This is a genomic window from Deltaproteobacteria bacterium, assembly GCA_003194485.1.
Classification (GTDB): Bacteria; Desulfobacterota; Dissulfuribacteria; order Dissulfuribacterales; family UBA3076; genus UBA3076.
This window is the reverse complement of record PQXD01000011.1, coordinates 18,611-34,863: the sequence shown is the minus strand read 5'-3', so window position 1 is coordinate 34,863 and position 16,253 is coordinate 18,611. Positions and strand designations below refer to the sequence as shown.

Annotated in this window: 16 protein-coding genes and 2 tRNA genes; 10 read left to right on the top strand and 8 right to left on the bottom strand. The window is 47.4% G+C overall.

The window, feature by feature from the left end; all coding sequences use genetic code 11:
* Positions 1-2: 2 nt before the first annotated feature.
* Complete coding sequence (locus C4B57_07540; GenBank protein ID PXF54361.1) at positions 3-449, top strand: dUTP diphosphatase; 447 nt, start codon at positions 3-5, stop codon at positions 447-449.
* A 22-nt stretch (positions 450-471) separates the two neighbouring features.
* On the opposite strand, the gene C4B57_07535 is transcribed toward C4B57_07540, so the two are convergent.
* From C4B57_07535 to C4B57_07510, 6 genes are all read right to left on the bottom strand, one after another.
* Complete coding sequence (locus C4B57_07535) at positions 472-1,869, bottom strand: threonine synthase (GenBank protein PXF54312.1); 1,398 nt, start codon at positions 1,867-1,869, stop codon at positions 472-474.
* A complete protein-coding gene (locus tag C4B57_07530; GenBank protein PXF54311.1) occupies positions 1,869-2,144 on the bottom strand; it encodes a hypothetical protein in 276 nt (91 codons plus the stop codon). The genes C4B57_07535 and C4B57_07530 overlap by 1 nt, the downstream gene beginning before the upstream one ends.
* A gap of 517 nt (positions 2,145-2,661) precedes the next feature.
* Positions 2,662-2,853, bottom strand: a complete 192-nt coding sequence (locus C4B57_07525; GenBank protein PXF54310.1) for a hypothetical protein — start codon at positions 2,851-2,853, stop codon at positions 2,662-2,664.
* A 25-nt stretch (positions 2,854-2,878) separates the two neighbouring features.
* Positions 2,879-3,460, bottom strand: a complete 582-nt coding sequence (scpB, locus tag C4B57_07520; GenBank protein PXF54309.1) for an SMC-Scp complex subunit ScpB — start codon at positions 3,458-3,460, stop codon at positions 2,879-2,881.
* A gap of 167 nt (positions 3,461-3,627) precedes the next feature.
* Complete coding sequence (locus tag C4B57_07515) at positions 3,628-5,208, bottom strand: phosphoglycerate dehydrogenase (protein PXF54308.1); 1,581 nt, start codon at positions 5,206-5,208, stop codon at positions 3,628-3,630.
* Between the two features lie 51 nt (positions 5,209-5,259).
* Positions 5,260-6,402, bottom strand: coding sequence for an aminotransferase (locus C4B57_07510; GenBank protein PXF54307.1), 1,143 nt, complete (start codon positions 6,400-6,402; stop codon positions 5,260-5,262).
* A gap of 240 nt (positions 6,403-6,642) precedes the next feature.
* Here C4B57_07510 and C4B57_07505 point away from each other — a divergent pair.
* Both C4B57_07505 and C4B57_07500 read left to right on the top strand, forming a co-directional pair.
* Positions 6,643-6,719: transfer RNA gene (locus tag C4B57_07505), tRNA-Arg, on the top strand.
* Positions 6,720-6,773: 54 nt separating this feature from the next.
* Positions 6,774-6,849: transfer RNA gene (locus C4B57_07500), tRNA-His, on the top strand.
* A 114-nt stretch (positions 6,850-6,963) separates the two neighbouring features.
* Here the strand turns inward: C4B57_07500 and rpsU are convergent.
* On the bottom strand, positions 6,964-7,206 hold the full coding sequence (rpsU, locus tag C4B57_07495) for a 30S ribosomal protein S21 (protein ID PXF54306.1): 243 nt from the start codon (positions 7,204-7,206) through the stop codon (positions 6,964-6,966).
* 339 nt (positions 7,207-7,545) lie between these two features.
* On the opposite strand from rpsU, the gene C4B57_07490 reads away from it, so the two are divergent.
* Positions 7,546-9,042: a cobyric acid synthase gene (locus tag C4B57_07490; GenBank protein PXF54305.1), complete on the top strand. Its 1,497-nt coding sequence runs from the start codon at positions 7,546-7,548 to the stop codon at positions 9,040-9,042.
* A 694-nt stretch (positions 9,043-9,736) separates the two neighbouring features.
* Here C4B57_07490 and C4B57_07485 read toward each other — a convergent pair.
* Positions 9,737-11,047, bottom strand: coding sequence for a hypothetical protein (locus C4B57_07485; GenBank protein PXF54304.1), 1,311 nt, complete (start codon positions 11,045-11,047; stop codon positions 9,737-9,739).
* Between the two features lie 51 nt (positions 11,048-11,098).
* Between C4B57_07485 and C4B57_07480 the strand changes: the two genes are divergently transcribed.
* From C4B57_07480 to C4B57_07455, 6 genes are all read left to right on the top strand, one after another.
* On the top strand, positions 11,099-12,271 hold the full coding sequence (locus tag C4B57_07480; GenBank protein PXF54303.1) for a hypothetical protein: 1,173 nt from the start codon (positions 11,099-11,101) through the stop codon (positions 12,269-12,271).
* On the top strand, positions 12,268-12,528 hold the full coding sequence (locus C4B57_07475) for a hypothetical protein (protein PXF54302.1): 261 nt from the start codon (positions 12,268-12,270) through the stop codon (positions 12,526-12,528). The genes C4B57_07480 and C4B57_07475 overlap by 4 nt, the downstream gene beginning before the upstream one ends.
* A complete protein-coding gene (locus C4B57_07470) occupies positions 12,429-12,608 on the top strand; it encodes a hypothetical protein (GenBank protein ID PXF54360.1) in 180 nt (59 codons plus the stop codon). The genes C4B57_07475 and C4B57_07470 overlap by 100 nt, the downstream gene beginning before the upstream one ends.
* On the top strand, positions 12,521-13,090 hold the full coding sequence (locus C4B57_07465) for a hypothetical protein (GenBank protein ID PXF54301.1): 570 nt from the start codon (positions 12,521-12,523) through the stop codon (positions 13,088-13,090). Before C4B57_07470 ends, C4B57_07465 begins: the two co-directional genes overlap by 88 nt.
* Positions 13,091-13,286: 196 nt before the next feature.
* Positions 13,287-14,552, top strand: coding sequence for a hypothetical protein (locus C4B57_07460; GenBank protein ID PXF54300.1), 1,266 nt, complete (start codon positions 13,287-13,289; stop codon positions 14,550-14,552).
* Positions 14,553-14,968: 416 nt separating this feature from the next.
* Positions 14,969-16,210, top strand: coding sequence for a hypothetical protein (locus C4B57_07455; protein PXF54299.1), 1,242 nt, complete (start codon positions 14,969-14,971; stop codon positions 16,208-16,210).
* Positions 16,211-16,253: the final 43 nt, after the last annotated feature.

The following is a 16,253-nucleotide window of genomic DNA, read 5'->3' as shown; positions in this document are numbered from 1 at the left end:
GACTGCCTGTAGTCGTACAGATAAAACGCCTGTCCCACGCGGTTGATCTTCCTCTTCCTCATTATATTACCAGGCAATCGGCAGGTATGGATTTGGCTGCAGCGATCCAACACGACATCCACCTGCATCCGGGGGAAATAGGTCTTGTTCCCACAGGTCTTGCAGTAGCCCTGCCACATGGTTATGAATTCCAGATCCGGCCCAGGAGTGGACTTGCCATCAGATCCGGCCTGACGGTAATAAATGCACCCGGCACTATTGACGCCGACTACCGCGGTGAGATAAAAGTGGGACTCATTAATCTTGGCCCGGAGACTGTCACCATCAAAAGAAAACAAAGGATAGCCCAGATGATCCTTGCCAGGATCTGGCATGCAAGCTGGCAAGAAGTGGATTCATTACCTGCAACCGCAAGGGGTGAAGGCGGCTTTGGTCATAGCGGGGTTTAGATGCTTGGCTGAATTTGATCGGTCAAAGTGCCTGCTTAACAATATAGTTTTTTACTGCGTTTACCTCTGCAGGTAAAATTTCGCATCTGCTGGGCCTGCTTTCAATTCCCTTTAATGATTCCGGTCGCTCTGGTTCCTTGCCTATGGCCTTGCGTATAGCCTCAGGAAATTTTGCCGGATGTGCGGTGGCCAGACAGATAGTGGGTCCCTTTGGTAGATCAGGGCCCAGCCTTTCAGCCGCGGCTACCCCTACTGCAGTGTGGGGATCCAGAATATAGCCCGTCTCCTTATACGTGTCCCTGATAGTTGCAATGGTTGAGGCCTGATCTATAGAGGCAGAGGCAAAATCCTTTCTCACCCGGGACCGTTCCTCCTGGCTAATGATAATTTCGTCTTTCTTATCGAGAAGGATAAATGCCTGCCTTACCCTTTCGGATTCCTGATTGTACAGGTAATAAAGATAACGTTCAAAATTGCTGGCGACCTGGATATCCATGGAGGGACTTATGGTGGGGATCACTTCGCTTTTGGTATAGCGGCCCCGGAGGACAAAACGGGTCAGGATATTGTTTTCATTCGTGGCAAGGATCAGTCTTTTTATATTAGGTCGAATAAGCTGTTTTGCTATATAACCTGCAAAGATGTCTCCGAAGTTTCCGGTTGGTACAGAGAAATTGACTGATTCGTCTCCTGTCTGCTCTTTTACTTTCAGCGTGGCATAGACGTAATATACGACCTGAGCAAGGACCCTGGCCCAATTAATGGAGTTGATGGAGCCCAGATGATATCGAGCCTTGAAATCAAGCTGATTGAATATGGCCTTGACTATGGCCTGACAGTCATCAAAGGTGCCTTGCACTCCGATATTAAAGACATTTTTCTCCGGCACAGTGGTCATCTGGAGGGCCTGTATCTTACTCACCCGTCCCTGGGGATGGAGTATAAAGATGTTAATATTATCCTTTCCTTTGACCCCATAGATAGCGGCACTGCCTGTATCTCCGGAAGTGGCGCCGAGGATGTTCATTTTTTTACCTGATTCCTTAAGAAGATAAGAAAAGAGATTTCCCAGAACTTGCAGGGCAATGTCCTTAAAGGCCAGAGTGGGCCCATGAAAGAGCTCCAGGATATAGTGTTTGCCGACTTTAACAACAGGGGTGACTTCAGGCGTATCAAATTTGATATAGGCATCGCTGATGAGGGCTCCAAGCTCTTTGTCTGAAAGATCATCAACAAAGAGGCTCATGACCTCCAAGGCAAGCTCCGGATAACTCAGGCCCTTCCATGCGTCAATAGTCGCGGAATCCAAAGATGGGATGGGATCCGGCAATAACAGCCCTCCGTCTGCAGCAAGACCCATCATTACGGCCTCTGTGAAGGATACAGGATCAATTCCTCCGCGGGTGCTTATGTATCTCATTAATCCCTTCCATGTTCGTGATGAGTATGACCATGTCCGTAGTGATGGCCATGGCGTTCCGGACCCTCAACGGGACCTCCGGCCAGATCCAAGGCATATTGCAACTCTCTCGTTACCTGTTCAGAGGTGTTTATCGCCTTTTTGAATGCTTCTGCCAGACGGATGTTGTCTGAATCTTTACATAACTCAGCCCACCTCTTGAACTCTGCTATGTGTTCCTGGTTGTGGTTAATCCAGTGGGGAAGAAGGATACGCAACTTTTCCAAATCAGTCATTAAATGGCAACTCCTTAATCTCATTCACATACACGGATTTCCAATGTAAATATCCGGTGAACCCGTAGTCCATTCCGCAAACCGTTCACGGGAAGGGGATATTTCTTTTCACTTCACACTTCAGCCCCTTGTTTTCTTAAGGCCTTTGACATGGGGGATGTCCTGCCCCCTCTGCATTCGCCTTACGCTGCGCTCAGGCGATGCAGTTTTCCCCACAGCAAAAGCCGAGAAAACTACGGGGGCTTCCGTTAAACTGTTCAAAGAAATATCCCCTCCAGTGAACGGTTGCCATCCGTGCCCCCTGCCGCAGGAGCGGTTTGCCTTTTTTCGGGGTTTTGGGTAGCGGGCCGGATTGCACTGCCTCTCCGGTCTGCGATGAGTGAGCTTTGAAACCCGGAAAAAGGTAACCGCTTCAAGGCAGGATATAACGGGTTCACCGAATATTTACTTTCCAATTTCAAGTTTCCATCCGCAAACAGTTACATATTATCTTAAACTATTGTTGATTGAAAAGGTACTATTTCCGGGACTCCAATATGATCCTGTTCTTTAACAGATCAACGATGGCAATGCGGGCAGGAATGATTTTAGGTGCATCAAACAATCCCTGTATTCTGACCCCTTCAGGACAGTGTTCTACCAGGATTGCATCACGCAATATCTCTTCTTCCGTATCGGCCTTTTTTAGATAAACTGTGGACTGGCACATACTTGCTCCTTATTTCAAATAAAATTCAACCCCTGACCTGTCTGAACAACGGAATTTGAGGAGGCCCGTTTGTCCGGCGTTCTGGCTCGGCCATTTCTGCCAGGGACGGCAGATCTGAGAGGTCCTTTAACTCAAATACCTCTAGAAAGTGCCTGGTCGTGCCATAAAGCAATGGACGGCCGGGAAGATCTTTTCTGCCGACAATCCTGATGATATTTCTGTCGAGCAGGAAATGCAGGGTGCCGCTGGTGTCTACTCCTCTGACGCTTTCAATCTCCGCCCTTGTTATCGGCTGCCTGTACGCCACGAGGGCAAGTGTCTCAAGGGCTGCTTTGCTGAGCCTCACCGGACTCGACCTCTTGAGCCTCAGCACCCAGCTTCGCAAGCTCCTGCAGGTCTGAAAACGAAATCCCCCTGCCACCTCCTTTAGTTCAAAGCCGCATTTTCCGTCTCTGTACTCCCTCTGGATAATCTCTAATGTAGTGATTATTGAATATCTGTCATATTCAGGCAAAAGCTGGATGAATTTCTTTAAACCAATAGGCCGGTCCGCTACAAATAACATGGCCTCAATAATAGATTTCAGATTTTGCCGGCTGGTCGTCATAGAATCATTGAACGGGAAGCGAGAGGACGTTCCGATGAAATCACATCTCTTCCACTGTCACTGTTCTACTGACCTTAGATGTCCTTAAACGTCCTTGCCATTATCGGTTCTCTCCTGTCCTGATTCAAGGACCTTGAGGTTGACCTCAAGAAACTGACACGACTTTCTCAGAGTTCAATGGCTTGGGCCTTTTCAACACCATCCTGCTGCAGAAGACGAGAAAGGACATCCCGCCCTACGAGCTCATCAGTGGTCAGAAGTATGACATTCCGGTGATGAAATGGATCCTGTCCCACTTGCATTTGGCCTATGTTGATGTTCGCCTCACCCAGGGTGATTCCGATTCGACCGATTACACCTGGACGATCTTCATTGTAAATAAGCAACATATGTCCTTCTGGTACGGCTTCCAGGCAGAAATCATTGATTTTTACAAGCCGGGGTTCTTTTTTCCCGAATATGGTTCCTGCCAGGGTATTGGTACCGTCGGCTGTTTTTACCGTAACGGTCAGGAGACTGGTAAAGTCCTCAGATGTCTTGCTTTTGGATTCCGTAACTTTTATACCTCGCTCCTCAGCAAGTATAGAGGCGTTTACAAAGTTCACTTCGTCTCTGAGTATCGGGGAAAGGAGGCCCTTGATCACCGATATGGTAACAGGTCTGGTGTCAAGGTCTGCTATATCCCCTTGATAGTGAATGGTTAGTTCATCCACGGGTGCGGTGGCAAGCTGGGCATGAAAGGCCCCTAATTTATCGGCAAGGCTGAGGATGGGAGCGAGCTGAACCAGGGTCTCTCCGCTGACTGATGGCATATTTACGGCATTTCGCACCTCTCCCTTTGTGAGGTAGTCTGAGATCTGCCTGGCAATAGCCACGGCAACGTTTTTCTGGGCCTCCCCGGTTGAGGCACCGAGGTGAGGCGTACAGATAAAGCGGTCCAGAGAGAACAGAGGGTGTTCTTTGTCTGCCGGTTCTGTTTCAAACACGTCCAGGGCCGCGCCTGCCACCTTTCCTGACTTCATGGCCTCGTATAGATCCTGTTCGTCAATGATCCCGCCACGGGCACAGTTAAGCACCATGACCCCGTCCTTCATCTTATTGAAAAGCTCGGCATTGACAAACCCCCTTGTCTCTGCGGTCAAGGGAGTGTGTACGGATATGTAATCAGCCCTTGCAAGGACATTGTCAAGGTCAGTCAACTCCACTCCGAGCTTTTTGGCCATTTCCGGACGTATATGAGGGTCATATGCCACAACCTGCATCTTGAGACCTTGTGCAAGCTGTGAAACGATACTCCCGATCCGGCCGATACCTATTATCCCAAGGGTCTTTCCAGCCACCTCCTGACCTGAAAAGCGCTTTTTTTCCCACCTGCCCGCCTTCATTGAGGCGGTTGCCTGGGGAATGTGGCGTGAAAGCGCCATTATCATGGCTATGGTGTGTTCCGCAGCGGAGTTTGTGTTGCCTCCCGGGGTATTCATCACAACGATACCCCGCCTGTTGCAGGCAGCAATGTCTACATTATCAAGGCCCGTACCTGCCCTTCCCACAACTTTCAGCTCTTTGGCAGCATCTACTACTTCCCTGGTTACCTTGGTATTGCTGCGAATTATAAGGCCGTCGGCATCCTGAATGGCCTCGATCAGTTCCTCTGACAAGATGCCGGGACGCTCGTCCACATTAAGCCCGGCGGCTTTTAAAATCTCAATTCCATCTTTTGCTATTGGGTCAGTTACTAAGACCTTCATGGATTATCTGTCCTTTCAAAAAAGTAAAATTACCATATTTTTACTTATACATTACCTATTTTGAGCAAAGTACGCCTCTGCGGCAGCAACACCCCTCCCCAATTCAATAGAATAACCGAGTTGCTTGAGCGCTCTTTCCACCGCGGCCAATGCGATAATCATATCCCATTCGACCAAGTGTCCCATATGGGAAATACGGAAGATCTTACCCTTGGCCTGGGCCTGGCCGCCTGCGATGGTGATCCCGTATTCTTCTCTCAGGATCTTAACCACATCCTGGCCATCTATTCCCTCAGGGGACTTGATGACCGTTATGGCCTCGGATGGGGCCATAGAGAAAAACTCAAGCCCCATGGCAGCCACTCCTGCCTTTGTACCTTCTGAAAGACGCCTGTGGTGAGCAAAGAGGACGGGAAGCCCGGCTGTCCGTATGCTGCGAAGTACCTCTTCAAGCCCAACTATAAGGGAGACCGCTGGAGTGAAGGCGGTGGTCTGTTTCGCAAGGGCCTTTTTCTCCTTTAGGAAATTGAAGTAGTATTTTGGCAGTTGCGCCTTTTCTACAAACTCCCAGGCCTTTTCGCTGATACTCACAAATGCCAGACCGGGCGGCAGGGACAGGGATTTCTGGGAGCCCGTTATCACCACATCCAGACCCCAGTCATCCGTCTTAAGCTCATAAACCCCGAGGGCACTTATGGCGTCAACTACCAGAACCGTGTTCGGTCTCTCCCTGATCAGTTCCCCCAATTCCTTGACAGGGTGTTTGACTCCGGTGGAGGTTTCGTGGGCTTGGACAAATACGGCCCTGGCTTCCGGATTGGCGTCCAGAACCTTCTTGACTTCCTGTGGATCAACGGCCTCTCCCCAGGTGACGTCTATATTTACCGCATTTACTCCATAAGTATTGCACAGCTCATCCCAGCGCTCACCAAACTTCCCTCCCCGTATCACCAAGGCCTTGTCTCCTGGAGAAAGCAAGTTGACGACAGATGCCTCCATGCCTCCAGTACCAGAAGATGCCAGGATCAGGACATCATTTTTCGTTTGATAGAGATATTTGAGATCCTCCCTGACCCTGTTGAGTATCGCTGAAAATTGAGGTGACCTGTGGTGGATGATAGGCTCTGACATCTTTGCCAGAACCTCGGGTGCTACAGTAACAGGGCCGGGAGCCATGAGGTAGCGCTTATCCATTTGTTAACTCCTTAATTATTATAAACATTAGGGCATGATGCACTATTTTTTCAAAATGTCTCTATTTTCAATATAATAACAAAATGCCTAATCTTTCAACTAAGGCAAATAATCCGTAAAGATCAAGCCATACATTTAACTGAACCACTGCCGGCGGCAAGGATTCATATGGGAGTGGTTATTTGATCAGGTTTGACAATCAATACCGGCCAAATTAAAGTACCTTAACATATATAAAGCGGGCGATTAGCTCAGTTGGATAGAGCGTTGGCCTCCGGAGCCAAAGGCCGGGCGTTCGAGTCGCCCATCGCCCGCCATTGCAAGATCTCTTCCTTGCCCAAAAGATATATGATATTGTATCAAAATCAGTGGTGGGCGTAGCTCAACGGCTAGAGCGTCGGGTTGTGGCCCCGAAGGCTGTGGGTTCGATTCCCATCGCTCACCCCAATAATATTATAACATAATGTCGTAATATCCATTTTCTGCCGGGGAGTGTGAGCATTCGCTGTCAAGTTAAAGAACCAGATCAAGTCTGGCTCTTTAAATAATTAAATCAGATCATCAGCGACGTCTGCGTCGGGCTTTGCGACGTCTGCGTTCGGCCTCTTGCATCTTGCGTCGTTTTTTTACACTCGGTTTTTCGTAAAAGCGACGATTTTTCAGTTCCCGCTGAAGCCCGTCAAGCTGCATCTTTTTCTTTAGCACCTTGAGGGCCTTTTCCAGGTTTTCCTGGACTTCTACCACAATCGCCAAGGGTATCCCCCCTTCCTGTTTTGGATTAACTAAATCACTATATCTTCCCATGGTACAATGTGTCAACGCACATAAAAGTATTTTCCCTCCACAAAATTTCTGATAAAAGACAGAAGAGATAGTCAAACTGGTAAATATTCTATGAACCCGTGGTCCACTGTGGAAGTTGCCATCCGTGCCCTGCCGCAGGAGCGGTTTGCCTTTTGCAGGGTTTCGATCGCGGGCCGGATTGCACTGCCTCTCCGGTCTGCGATGAGTGAGCTTTGAAACCCGGAAAAAGGTAACCGCTCCAAGGCAGGATGTAACGGGTTTACCGAATATTTACTCAAACTGTTGCTTAAGCGTTTTTTAATATTGCACTTTTATATCCAGACCCTAATCTATTGAATCATGGCAAACAGAACCAGATGCATCATGTTCCAGGGGACAGGCTCGGGTGTCGGAAAGAGTATGCTTGTCGCAGCCTTCTGCCGGGTGCTTTGGCAAAAAGGCTTTAGGGTTGCACCTTTCAAGGCACAGAACATGTCTCTTAATTCTTTTGTCACTCTCGACGGCCTTGAAATGGGAAGGGCCCAGGTATACCAGGCAGAGGCATGCGGGCTTTTGCCCGATGTCCGGATGAATCCGATACTGCTTAAACCCACCGGCGACTCCCAATCACAGGTAATCCTCATGGGGAAACCAGCAGGAAATCTGGCTGCCCGATCCTATTATTCGAACTATCAAGACAATTTGAAAGTAGTCAGGCAGGCCTTTGACTCCCTGTCCCGGGATTTTGACCTGCTGGTCCTGGAAGGGGCCGGAAGCCCGGCTGAAATCAATCTACAGGCCACTGACCTCGTAAACATGGAAATGGCAGCCTACGCCGAGGCACCGGTTGTCATAGTCGGCGACATAGACAGGGGAGGTGTTTTCGCCTGGCTAAAAGGTACCTATGACCTTGTATCCGAGAGACACCGGACCAGGGTTTCAGGCTTTATAATCAACAAATTTCGCGGAGACATGTCACTCCTCAGCCCTGGGATATCCAAGTTTCAACAGATTATACCCCTTCCTGTCTTTGGCGTGCTTCCCTGGTTCAACGACATAGTAGCAGACCAGGAGGACGGTGTATTTGTAAACGCTGTTTCAGGAAAAAACCATAACGGTCCTTTAAAAATCACCGTAGTGCATCTGCCAAGGATCAGTAACTTTACGGACTTTGCCCCCTTGGCCTTTGAGAGAGATGTTGCTCTTTCTTTTGCTCAAAGACCTGAAGAGTCAAGCAGATGCGATTGTCTGATAATCCCGGGCACAAAAAATACCCGCTCCGACCTGGAGTTCTTGAAGGATACCGGTTGGGACACAACAATTCACGATAGAGCAAAAAATGGAACAATAATTTTGGGAATTTGCGGGGGATACCAGATACTGGGCATAGAGGTAAGAGATCCGGACGGGGTGGAAGGACAACCAGGGTCATCATCAGGTCTGGGACTGCTTCCCGTAGTCACTGAGATGTACAGCAAAAAAAGCCTGTCCCGGACGGACATCACGGTTGAGCTGCCGCCGCTTTTCCCGGATCCTTTACCAGTCAAGGGCTATGAAATCCACATGGGGGCAACCCGCGCCGAGGGATCATTTATACCTTTAGGTCCCGGTCTCGGTGCAGATATCGGGGCTGTGAGTGAAAACATGGTTGCCATTGGCATATATATCCATGGCATGTTCGAAAATGACTCCCTTAGGAGATATTTCCTGGATTTTCTACGTACGAGACAAGGCCTTGAACCAATAAAAAGGGTCGTTTCTTACAGTGCCTTTCGCAAAGAACAATTGGATCGTCTGGTCTGCTGGATTTCGGATCATGCGGATATTCCAGGCCTGCTCTCCCTTATGGACCTGTAATGCTTGTAATTATTTACTTTATGCTTGGCAGTCGGTAAATATCCGGTGAACCCGTGGTCCACTGTGGAAGTTGCCATCCGTGCCCTGCCGCAGGAGCGGTTTGCCTTTTGCAGGGTTTCGATCGCGGGCCGGATTGCACTGCCTCTACGGTCTGCGATGAGTGAGCTTTGAAACCCGGAAAAAGGTAACCGCTCCAAGGCAGGGCACCTGGCCATCGTCCTCACTTCGGGTGTTTTCTTCGCAGTAGATCTTTGCGTTAAAATTTCAGGTCATGTCTTCGGGCTACTCCAGTGGTTCATACCTGCCATACTGCTGTACTATGGACTATCCTTAAAATGCCTCGTAATGAAGCCATGTCGGTCAAGAAGGCATTGGTTGAAAATGGTATTGAGGCGGGAAGGCAGAGCGTATCCAGGGCGGATTATTTGGCGTTCGAATTTCCGTTTTCAGCATCCGTATTCAATTCGATAGCGCACATTTTTTGAAGAAAGTATAAACTGGCAAACGAGATGCAGATTATTTCACTGTATTCTAAGTACTGGACATCAATCTTTGATGGATATGTGTTCAGTCTTCACGACCTTTTTGGTGCCGCGATAATTCTTAGGATCCAGATCATATTTCTGAAAGAGTTTGTAAAAATCCGCCCGGTAGTAGCCGGCATACTTGGCGGCTTTGCTGACATTCCCTTTTGTCATCCTGAAAAGATCTTCCAGATATTTCTTGATGAACTGATCTTTGGCCTGTCTGAGCGGAACCTTTTTTGGGGCAGACAGTAATTGGCCAGGGAAGTATTTGCAAACATGGCGCTGGTTATGGTGTTCCCTGTAGAGACGGCAACAAGATATTCAACCACGTTTTTCAACTCACGGACATTCCCGGGCCAGCTATACGTTAGAAAACCATCAATGACATCTCCCTCGATTCTCTTGATATCTTTACCCATCTTGGCTCCGTATTCTTTTAAAAAATGCTGCATGAACAGGAGAATGTCTTCCGGTCTTTCCCTCAAAGGAGGGATATTGATTGGAACCACGTGGATCCTGTAATACAGATCTTCCCTGAAGTGACCGTCTTCAACCAGTTTACCGAGATCTTTCTGGGTTGCCGCTATCAGCCTCACATCCACCTTGTGCATCTGGTCGTTCCCCAGAGGCCTGATTTCTCCTGTCTCTATGACCCTCAGTAGCTTGGCCTGCATGGCCTTGCTCATTTCCCCCACCTCGTCCAGAAACAGTGTTCCCTTATGGGCCTGCCTGAACAATCCAACCTTGCCGGTTACGGCATTTGTATAGGCTCCCTTTATATGGCCAAAAAACTCGTCTTCCAGTAATGTCTCAGGGACGGCCGCACAATTAACGGCCACAAAAGGGCCTTTGTTTCTCGGGCTGTGGAAGTGTATGGCATTGGCCACCAATTCCTTCCCGGTCCCCGATTCACCGTAGATGGTTATGGTGCTGTCGATAGGGGCAACCTGTTCTATCTGCCTGAATACGGCCTTTATCTGGGGGCTGTTGCCGATCATGTCCGCGAACCGGGATTGTTTCTCCACTATATGTTCAAGGTAAGCCACCTTTTTCAACAATTCTCTCTTCTCAATGGCCTTTTCTATTTTCAAGGCAAGCTCTTCATGATTTATCGGCTTTTCTACATAGGAGAAGGCCCCGGCCTTCATCGCCTCGACTGCTTTCTCTATAGTGCCATAGGCTGTGAAGATAATAGTCTGGAGATCAGGATCTATCTTAAGGCACTCTTCCATGAGTTCCTTTCCGCTCATGCCGCTCATCCTGTGGTCAGACAGGAGAAGATCAATCCTTCCATCTTGATCTCTGAATATCCTCAGGGCATCTATAGGATCTGAGGCCGTGATGATATCTTCATAACCAAAGAGCTTGAGACGCATCTTTGTCGTTTCAAGTATGCTCTCATCGTCATCTACCAGGAGTATTAGCGGCGTTGAGGCCGTATTTTTATCACTCTGTCTGATATTGGATTCCCTGCCCATTTCTTTTTTATTTTATTGAGAGATATCTGAGTTGTGATAAAATCCTAAATTATGAAGTTGCTTAAGAACGACCTAAGTCTCTTTAACAAGCTTTTTTTGGGCTACCTGATACTTTCTGCCATTATGATACTGCCTTGCGTGGTGTCAATCTACAACCTGTCAGAGTTAGAACGTTTTGCGACCAGCATAGCCAAGCACGACTTAGAGCTATCAAAGACTATAGAACATCTTAAAGCAATACCGCCTTCAATGGAAGGCGAAGGCCGCCGTCTCGTAACTCTATACAAAGAGGATGCCTACCACTCTCTCATGTCCCTGATCCAGGACTTCCGGGACAATCTGATCAATGTAAAGAAAGATGCTCCCAAAGGGATTGTCCCTGTTGTCCTTGATATTGAGCTTAACCTTGATGAACTTGAAAAGCTGGCCCGGAATGCTAATGCAAGTTCACCTAAAAGCAGACCGTCTGGGATCACACCTATTGAGGCCCGGCGGGAAGAAAAAGTCAAGACCCTGATCTCCACCATAATGTCAGGGCTGGATGATCTGGAAAAAGGCGTACAGCAAACGATCAGCCTCAGATCTTCAACGATCTCATCCCTTAGCTCTCAGGCAAGGAAAGTAACTATATTGGCACTGACCGGAGCTGTTACGTTCTTTGCCCTTTTTGCCCCTTTGTTCCTTTACAAGTATATAAAAAGACCGATTGATCAGCTTCGCCGCGGTACTGAAATCATTGGCCAGGGCCATTTCGATCAACCCATTACCATAGGGCCACGGGACGAACTGGGAAAACTTGCCGAAGAATTTAACAATATGGCAGCAAGGCTCAAGGAATTGGACAAGCTGAAATCTGATTTCATAGCAGTGGCGAGCCACGAACTGAGAACTCCACTAACCGCCATGATGGAAGCTGCCAAACTCCTTTCCGAGCCCCAAATAGGGAAATTAAATGAAGACCAGCAAAAATTGGTAACTATTTTAAACGAAAGTATGAGCCGCTTTCATGGTCTTATAAACGAACTTTTGCGCCTTTCCAGACTAAAGGCAAGACTTGAGCCCATTAAAAAACACCCTTCGGACATCACAAAGATCTTTTCGAAGATCATCCGGACATTAGAACCCATGGCCCTGGAGAAAAATCTTGACATAGGGCTTGAATCTGTATCAGATCTAAAAAGGATATACCGGTTGACGAAGAACGACTATTTCGTGCATTTATGAATATTCTGCACAATGCCGTGAAGTTTAGCCCTGAAAATGGAAAAATAAAGATCGTCTTGGATCACACCGATAATAATGGTAATAAATGGTTAAGAATTGGTGTTATTGACGCCGGACCCGGGATAGATAAATCTGAAACAGAAAAGATATTCGATAGATTCTACCAGATTCAGACGATACGGAAAAAGACGGATCCGGGCTCGGGCTGGCAATTGCCAGGGAGATTATCCTGGCGCATGGAGGTAAGATTTGGGTAGAGAGTCCGCTGCCAGAAGATATCGCGGTTTTGCCGGGAAAAGGTGCTGCCTTCTGGTCTGTTTTGCCATATTCTTCCTGATATTGCCCGCTGGGTGTACAACTGGATTGCAACAAAAGTTTCATATATCTGATCCATGGAGAGAGGCCACTCTGCCTTTGAGTGACAGCCGGATTGATGAGGCAATTTCCAACCTGAAGTCATTGCTCGATAACCCTGATTATGCATGCAGGGCGGCATTTTATCTGTTTGCCTTTGACGGGGCCAAGGATCAGTACATCAGGATAATACGTTCTGAAACCTGTAAGCAAAAAACGCCCGGAGAGGCAAAGTTGCTGGAAAGACTTCTGGCTGCTGAAGAAAAACTCCTTGAATTAAAATCAGGGTACAAGAAGCAGCAATCAAAAGTGAGTGCCCTGCATAAAGAGACACAAAATCTGGAAAAGGAACTGAGCCGCCTCCGTTTCGAACTGCAAAAGATGGAGAGATCCGGCGCGAAACGGAAAAATGGCGAGTTCAGTAAATTCATACTTTCAATAGCCGTTCAATTTTCATCAATCTAACCTTGAACCGTGAACTCCGGAACTTTGAACCCAAGTAGTTACGGCATATTTTCACTGGTATCAGCTCACCACGGAGATAAACAGGTGATCACGCGGTTTTTTTCAAAATACGTCTTGACAGAATATTTTTCTGTTGCTAAGTAACTATTCGGGTTTTGGGTTTTTTCTAAATGAATCACAACAACTTATTAAGTGAATGGGGAGGATGGTCATGTATTTTAAAACCTTGAGAGCTCTGTTGTTAGGCTTGTGCATTGTGTCCATGGCAGCGGTTTCCTGGGTATCGAGTTCTCTGGCAGAAGAAGGAAATCTGGAACAACAGGTGCAGGAGTTGATCCAGCAAAACCGGGCACTCACTGATCGACTTACGGAAGTGGAGCAGCAGCTCAATGAAATGAAGGCGGTCCCGGAACCTTCGCGTGCCGAAGGTGTCGGCTTTCTGTCTGACCTGGAAGACCACATCACAATCAATGGCCTGCTTGAGTTTGGAGCAGCGTACCACAGCACTGACATGAACCATAGTGGTTTTGAACATGACAGTGACATTTCGATGACTAGTGTTGAACTCGGGATTGAAGCGGAGATCAATGACTGGGTAAGTGCGGAAATGATTCTGCTTTTTGAAGATCCGTCTGGAGCAATAAACACTTATGAGGACATTAGAGATGATGAGACAAACTTTGATGTAGAGGAGGCATTTATTACTATAGCAAATCCAGACGTAACACCGGGTTTTCTGAGGGCAGGCAAGATGTATGTGCCCTTTGGCGCACTCCTGACGCATTTTCCGGATGACATGGGCATTGATTCACCCCTTACCCTGCTCCTGGGTGAGACACTTGAAAAAGCCCTGGTAATCGGAGCTGAATACGCAGGTTTCACGGTTTCAGCCTATGTTTTCAACGGTGACGTAGAGGAGGCCGGCGGCGGCGACAATGTTATTGAAACTTATGGTTTCGATGCCAACTATGCCTTTGAGGATGAGGACCTTGGTTTAGACTTGCTCGTCGGTGGCTCATATATCTCAAATATAGCCGACTCCGACTGGACAGAGGAAGTGCTGGACCACTACGACTTGGAAATTGATGATTACGCGGAAGGCGCTGCTGCCTACTTACACGTTGGCTATCAGGGCCTCTTCGTTGAGGCAGAGTATATGGCGGCTGTTGATCACGTAAATGTGGAGGGGGAAGATTTAGGTAAGCCAACAGTCTGGAACATTGAGGCGGGATACAACTACAACTGGTGGAGAAATCTCGAAATCGCCCTTCAGTATGCAGGATCCGACGATTGCGGATCTTTAAGGCTGCCGAGGGATCGTTACGGGATCAACTTCAACCAGGAGATCTTTGACAATACAATCCTGTCAGTGGGCTATATGTATGACGAGTATGCAACAGATGATGATCTTGATCGAAACACACGGGACCTGATCTTCGGTCAATTAGCCATCGAATTCTAAAGATTATATCTATCCTAAATAATTTCACTCAGCAAACAAGGCGCTGGTTCATTATCTTGACCAGCGCCTTATTTTTTGTGTTGTGTTATCTTGATCTCCATCCTTTCTCTCTTCCGACTTTCTTCAATTGCCATTTTGGTCTTATAAAATAGAAGATCTATCGGACCGATAGATCCACCATAATAAGCTGGATGCGCCGTGTGTATAACTCCCTATATTTTTGTCGGTTTTCCTGCCGATGTTTTCTCTGGAAGTTCAGATTGGCCCACTTTTTTCAAATTCTGTCTTGGCAGAATATCTTTTTACTGTTATTTAATCGCAATAATATATCTCATATTCTTTATTTATAATTGACCAATCATAAAAAATATTTTGTAATTGAGTTATAATAAATTAAATGAGAGGAGAAGATGGTCATGTATTTTAAAATCTTGAGAGCTCTGTTGTTAGGCTTGTGCATTGTGTCCATGGCAGCGGTTTCCTGGGTATCGAGTTCTCTGGCAGGAGAGGGGAACCTGGATCAACAGGTGCAGGAGTTGATCCAGCAAAACCGGGCACTCGCTGATCGACTTAAGCAAGTAGAACAGCAACTCAATGAAATGAAGGCGGTCCCGGAACCTTCGCGTGCCGAAGGTGTCGGCTTTCTGTCTGACCTGGAAGACCACATCACAATCAATGGCCTGCTTGAGTTTGGAGTAGCATATCAAAGTATTGATATGAAGGATGGGGGCCATGAAAAGGACAGCGATCTTTGCATGACTACTGTTCAACTCGGAATTGCGGCAGAGGTCAATGATTGGGTCAATGCGGAAATGGTCCTGCTTTATGAGGATCCGACCTTTGACAACGACGAGACAAGTGTGGACATTGACGAGGCATTTATCACCATTGGAAATACGGAAAAAATACCCGCTTTTCTGAAAGCTGGTAAGATGTATGTGCCTTTTGGTGCGCTCTTTGAACATTTCCCGGATGATCCCTTCCTCGATACACCTCTTACAGTGATGCTTGGTGAGGTACTCGAAAAGGCCGTGTTGATCGGAGCTGAATGGAAAGGTTTCACAGTTTCAGCGTACACCTATAATGGTGATGTAGAAGAAGATAGCAGCAGTGACAATGTTATTGAAAGTTATGGTTTCGACGCCAACTATACCTTTGAAAATGAAACTTATGGTTTAGACATGCTTATCGGGGGTTCATATATTTCCAATATCGCTGATTCAGATTGCAGTATGGAGGGCGCATTGGTAGGCGACATTGAAGATTACGTGGGCGGTGCTGATGCATATTTCCATGTTGGCTATCAGGGCATTTTCCTTGATGCAGAGTATATGGCGGCCACTGAAGAATTTGGTCATGGAGAGTTGTATACTGGCAGTGACGGTAACGCTGCCGCAAGGCCAGAAGTATGGAACTTTGAGATTGGGTATAATTACAACTGGTGGCGAAATCTCGAAATCGCCCTTAAGTATGCCGGCTCCAGCGATTGCGGGGGCCTGGGATTACCAGAAGATCGTTATGGGATCAACTTCAACCAGGAAATCTTTGACAATACAATCCTGTCAGTGGGCTATATGTATGACGAGTATGATGATAACGATGCTGATGACAGAGACACGCGAGATCTGGTCTTCGGTCAATTAGCTGTCGAATTCTAAAGAGAGCTATCTATCCTAAATAATTTCATTCATCAAAAAGGCG

What these genes read in the sequence shown, in the direction of transcription:
- C4B57_07535 (PXF54312.1), bottom strand. Translation starts at nt 1,869, where the DNA reads ATGAGATACATAAGCACCCGCGGAGGAATTGATCCTGTATCCTTCACA.
- C4B57_07485 (PXF54304.1), bottom strand. Translation starts at nt 11,047, where the DNA reads ATGGGCAGGGAATCCAATATCAGACAGAGTGATAAAAATACGGCCTCA.
- rpsU (PXF54306.1), bottom strand. Translation starts at nt 7,206, where the DNA reads ATGGGAAGATATAGTGATTTAGTTAATCCAAAACAGGAAGGGGGGATA.
- C4B57_07510 (PXF54307.1), bottom strand. Translation starts at nt 6,402, where the DNA reads ATGGATAAGCGCTACCTCATGGCTCCCGGCCCTGTTACTGTAGCACCC.
- C4B57_07490 (PXF54305.1), top strand. Translation starts at nt 7,546, where the DNA reads ATGGCAAACAGAACCAGATGCATCATGTTCCAGGGGACAGGCTCGGGT.
- C4B57_07525 (PXF54310.1), bottom strand. Translation starts at nt 2,853, where the DNA reads ATGTGCCAGTCCACAGTTTATCTAAAAAAGGCCGATACGGAAGAAGAG.
- scpB (PXF54309.1), bottom strand. Translation starts at nt 3,460, where the DNA reads ATGACGACCAGCCGGCAAAATCTGAAATCTATTATTGAGGCCATGTTA.
- C4B57_07530 (PXF54311.1), bottom strand. Translation starts at nt 2,144, where the DNA reads ATGACTGATTTGGAAAAGTTGCGTATCCTTCTTCCCCACTGGATTAAC.
- C4B57_07475 (PXF54302.1), top strand. Translation starts at nt 12,268, where the DNA reads ATGAATATTCTGCACAATGCCGTGAAGTTTAGCCCTGAAAATGGAAAA.
- C4B57_07480 (PXF54303.1), top strand. Translation starts at nt 11,099, where the DNA reads ATGAAGTTGCTTAAGAACGACCTAAGTCTCTTTAACAAGCTTTTTTTG.
- C4B57_07515 (PXF54308.1), bottom strand. Translation starts at nt 5,208, where the DNA reads ATGAAGGTCTTAGTAACTGACCCAATAGCAAAAGATGGAATTGAGATT.
- C4B57_07455 (PXF54299.1), top strand. Translation starts at nt 14,969, where the DNA reads ATGTATTTTAAAATCTTGAGAGCTCTGTTGTTAGGCTTGTGCATTGTG.
- C4B57_07460 (PXF54300.1), top strand. Translation starts at nt 13,287, where the DNA reads ATGGGGAGGATGGTCATGTATTTTAAAACCTTGAGAGCTCTGTTGTTA.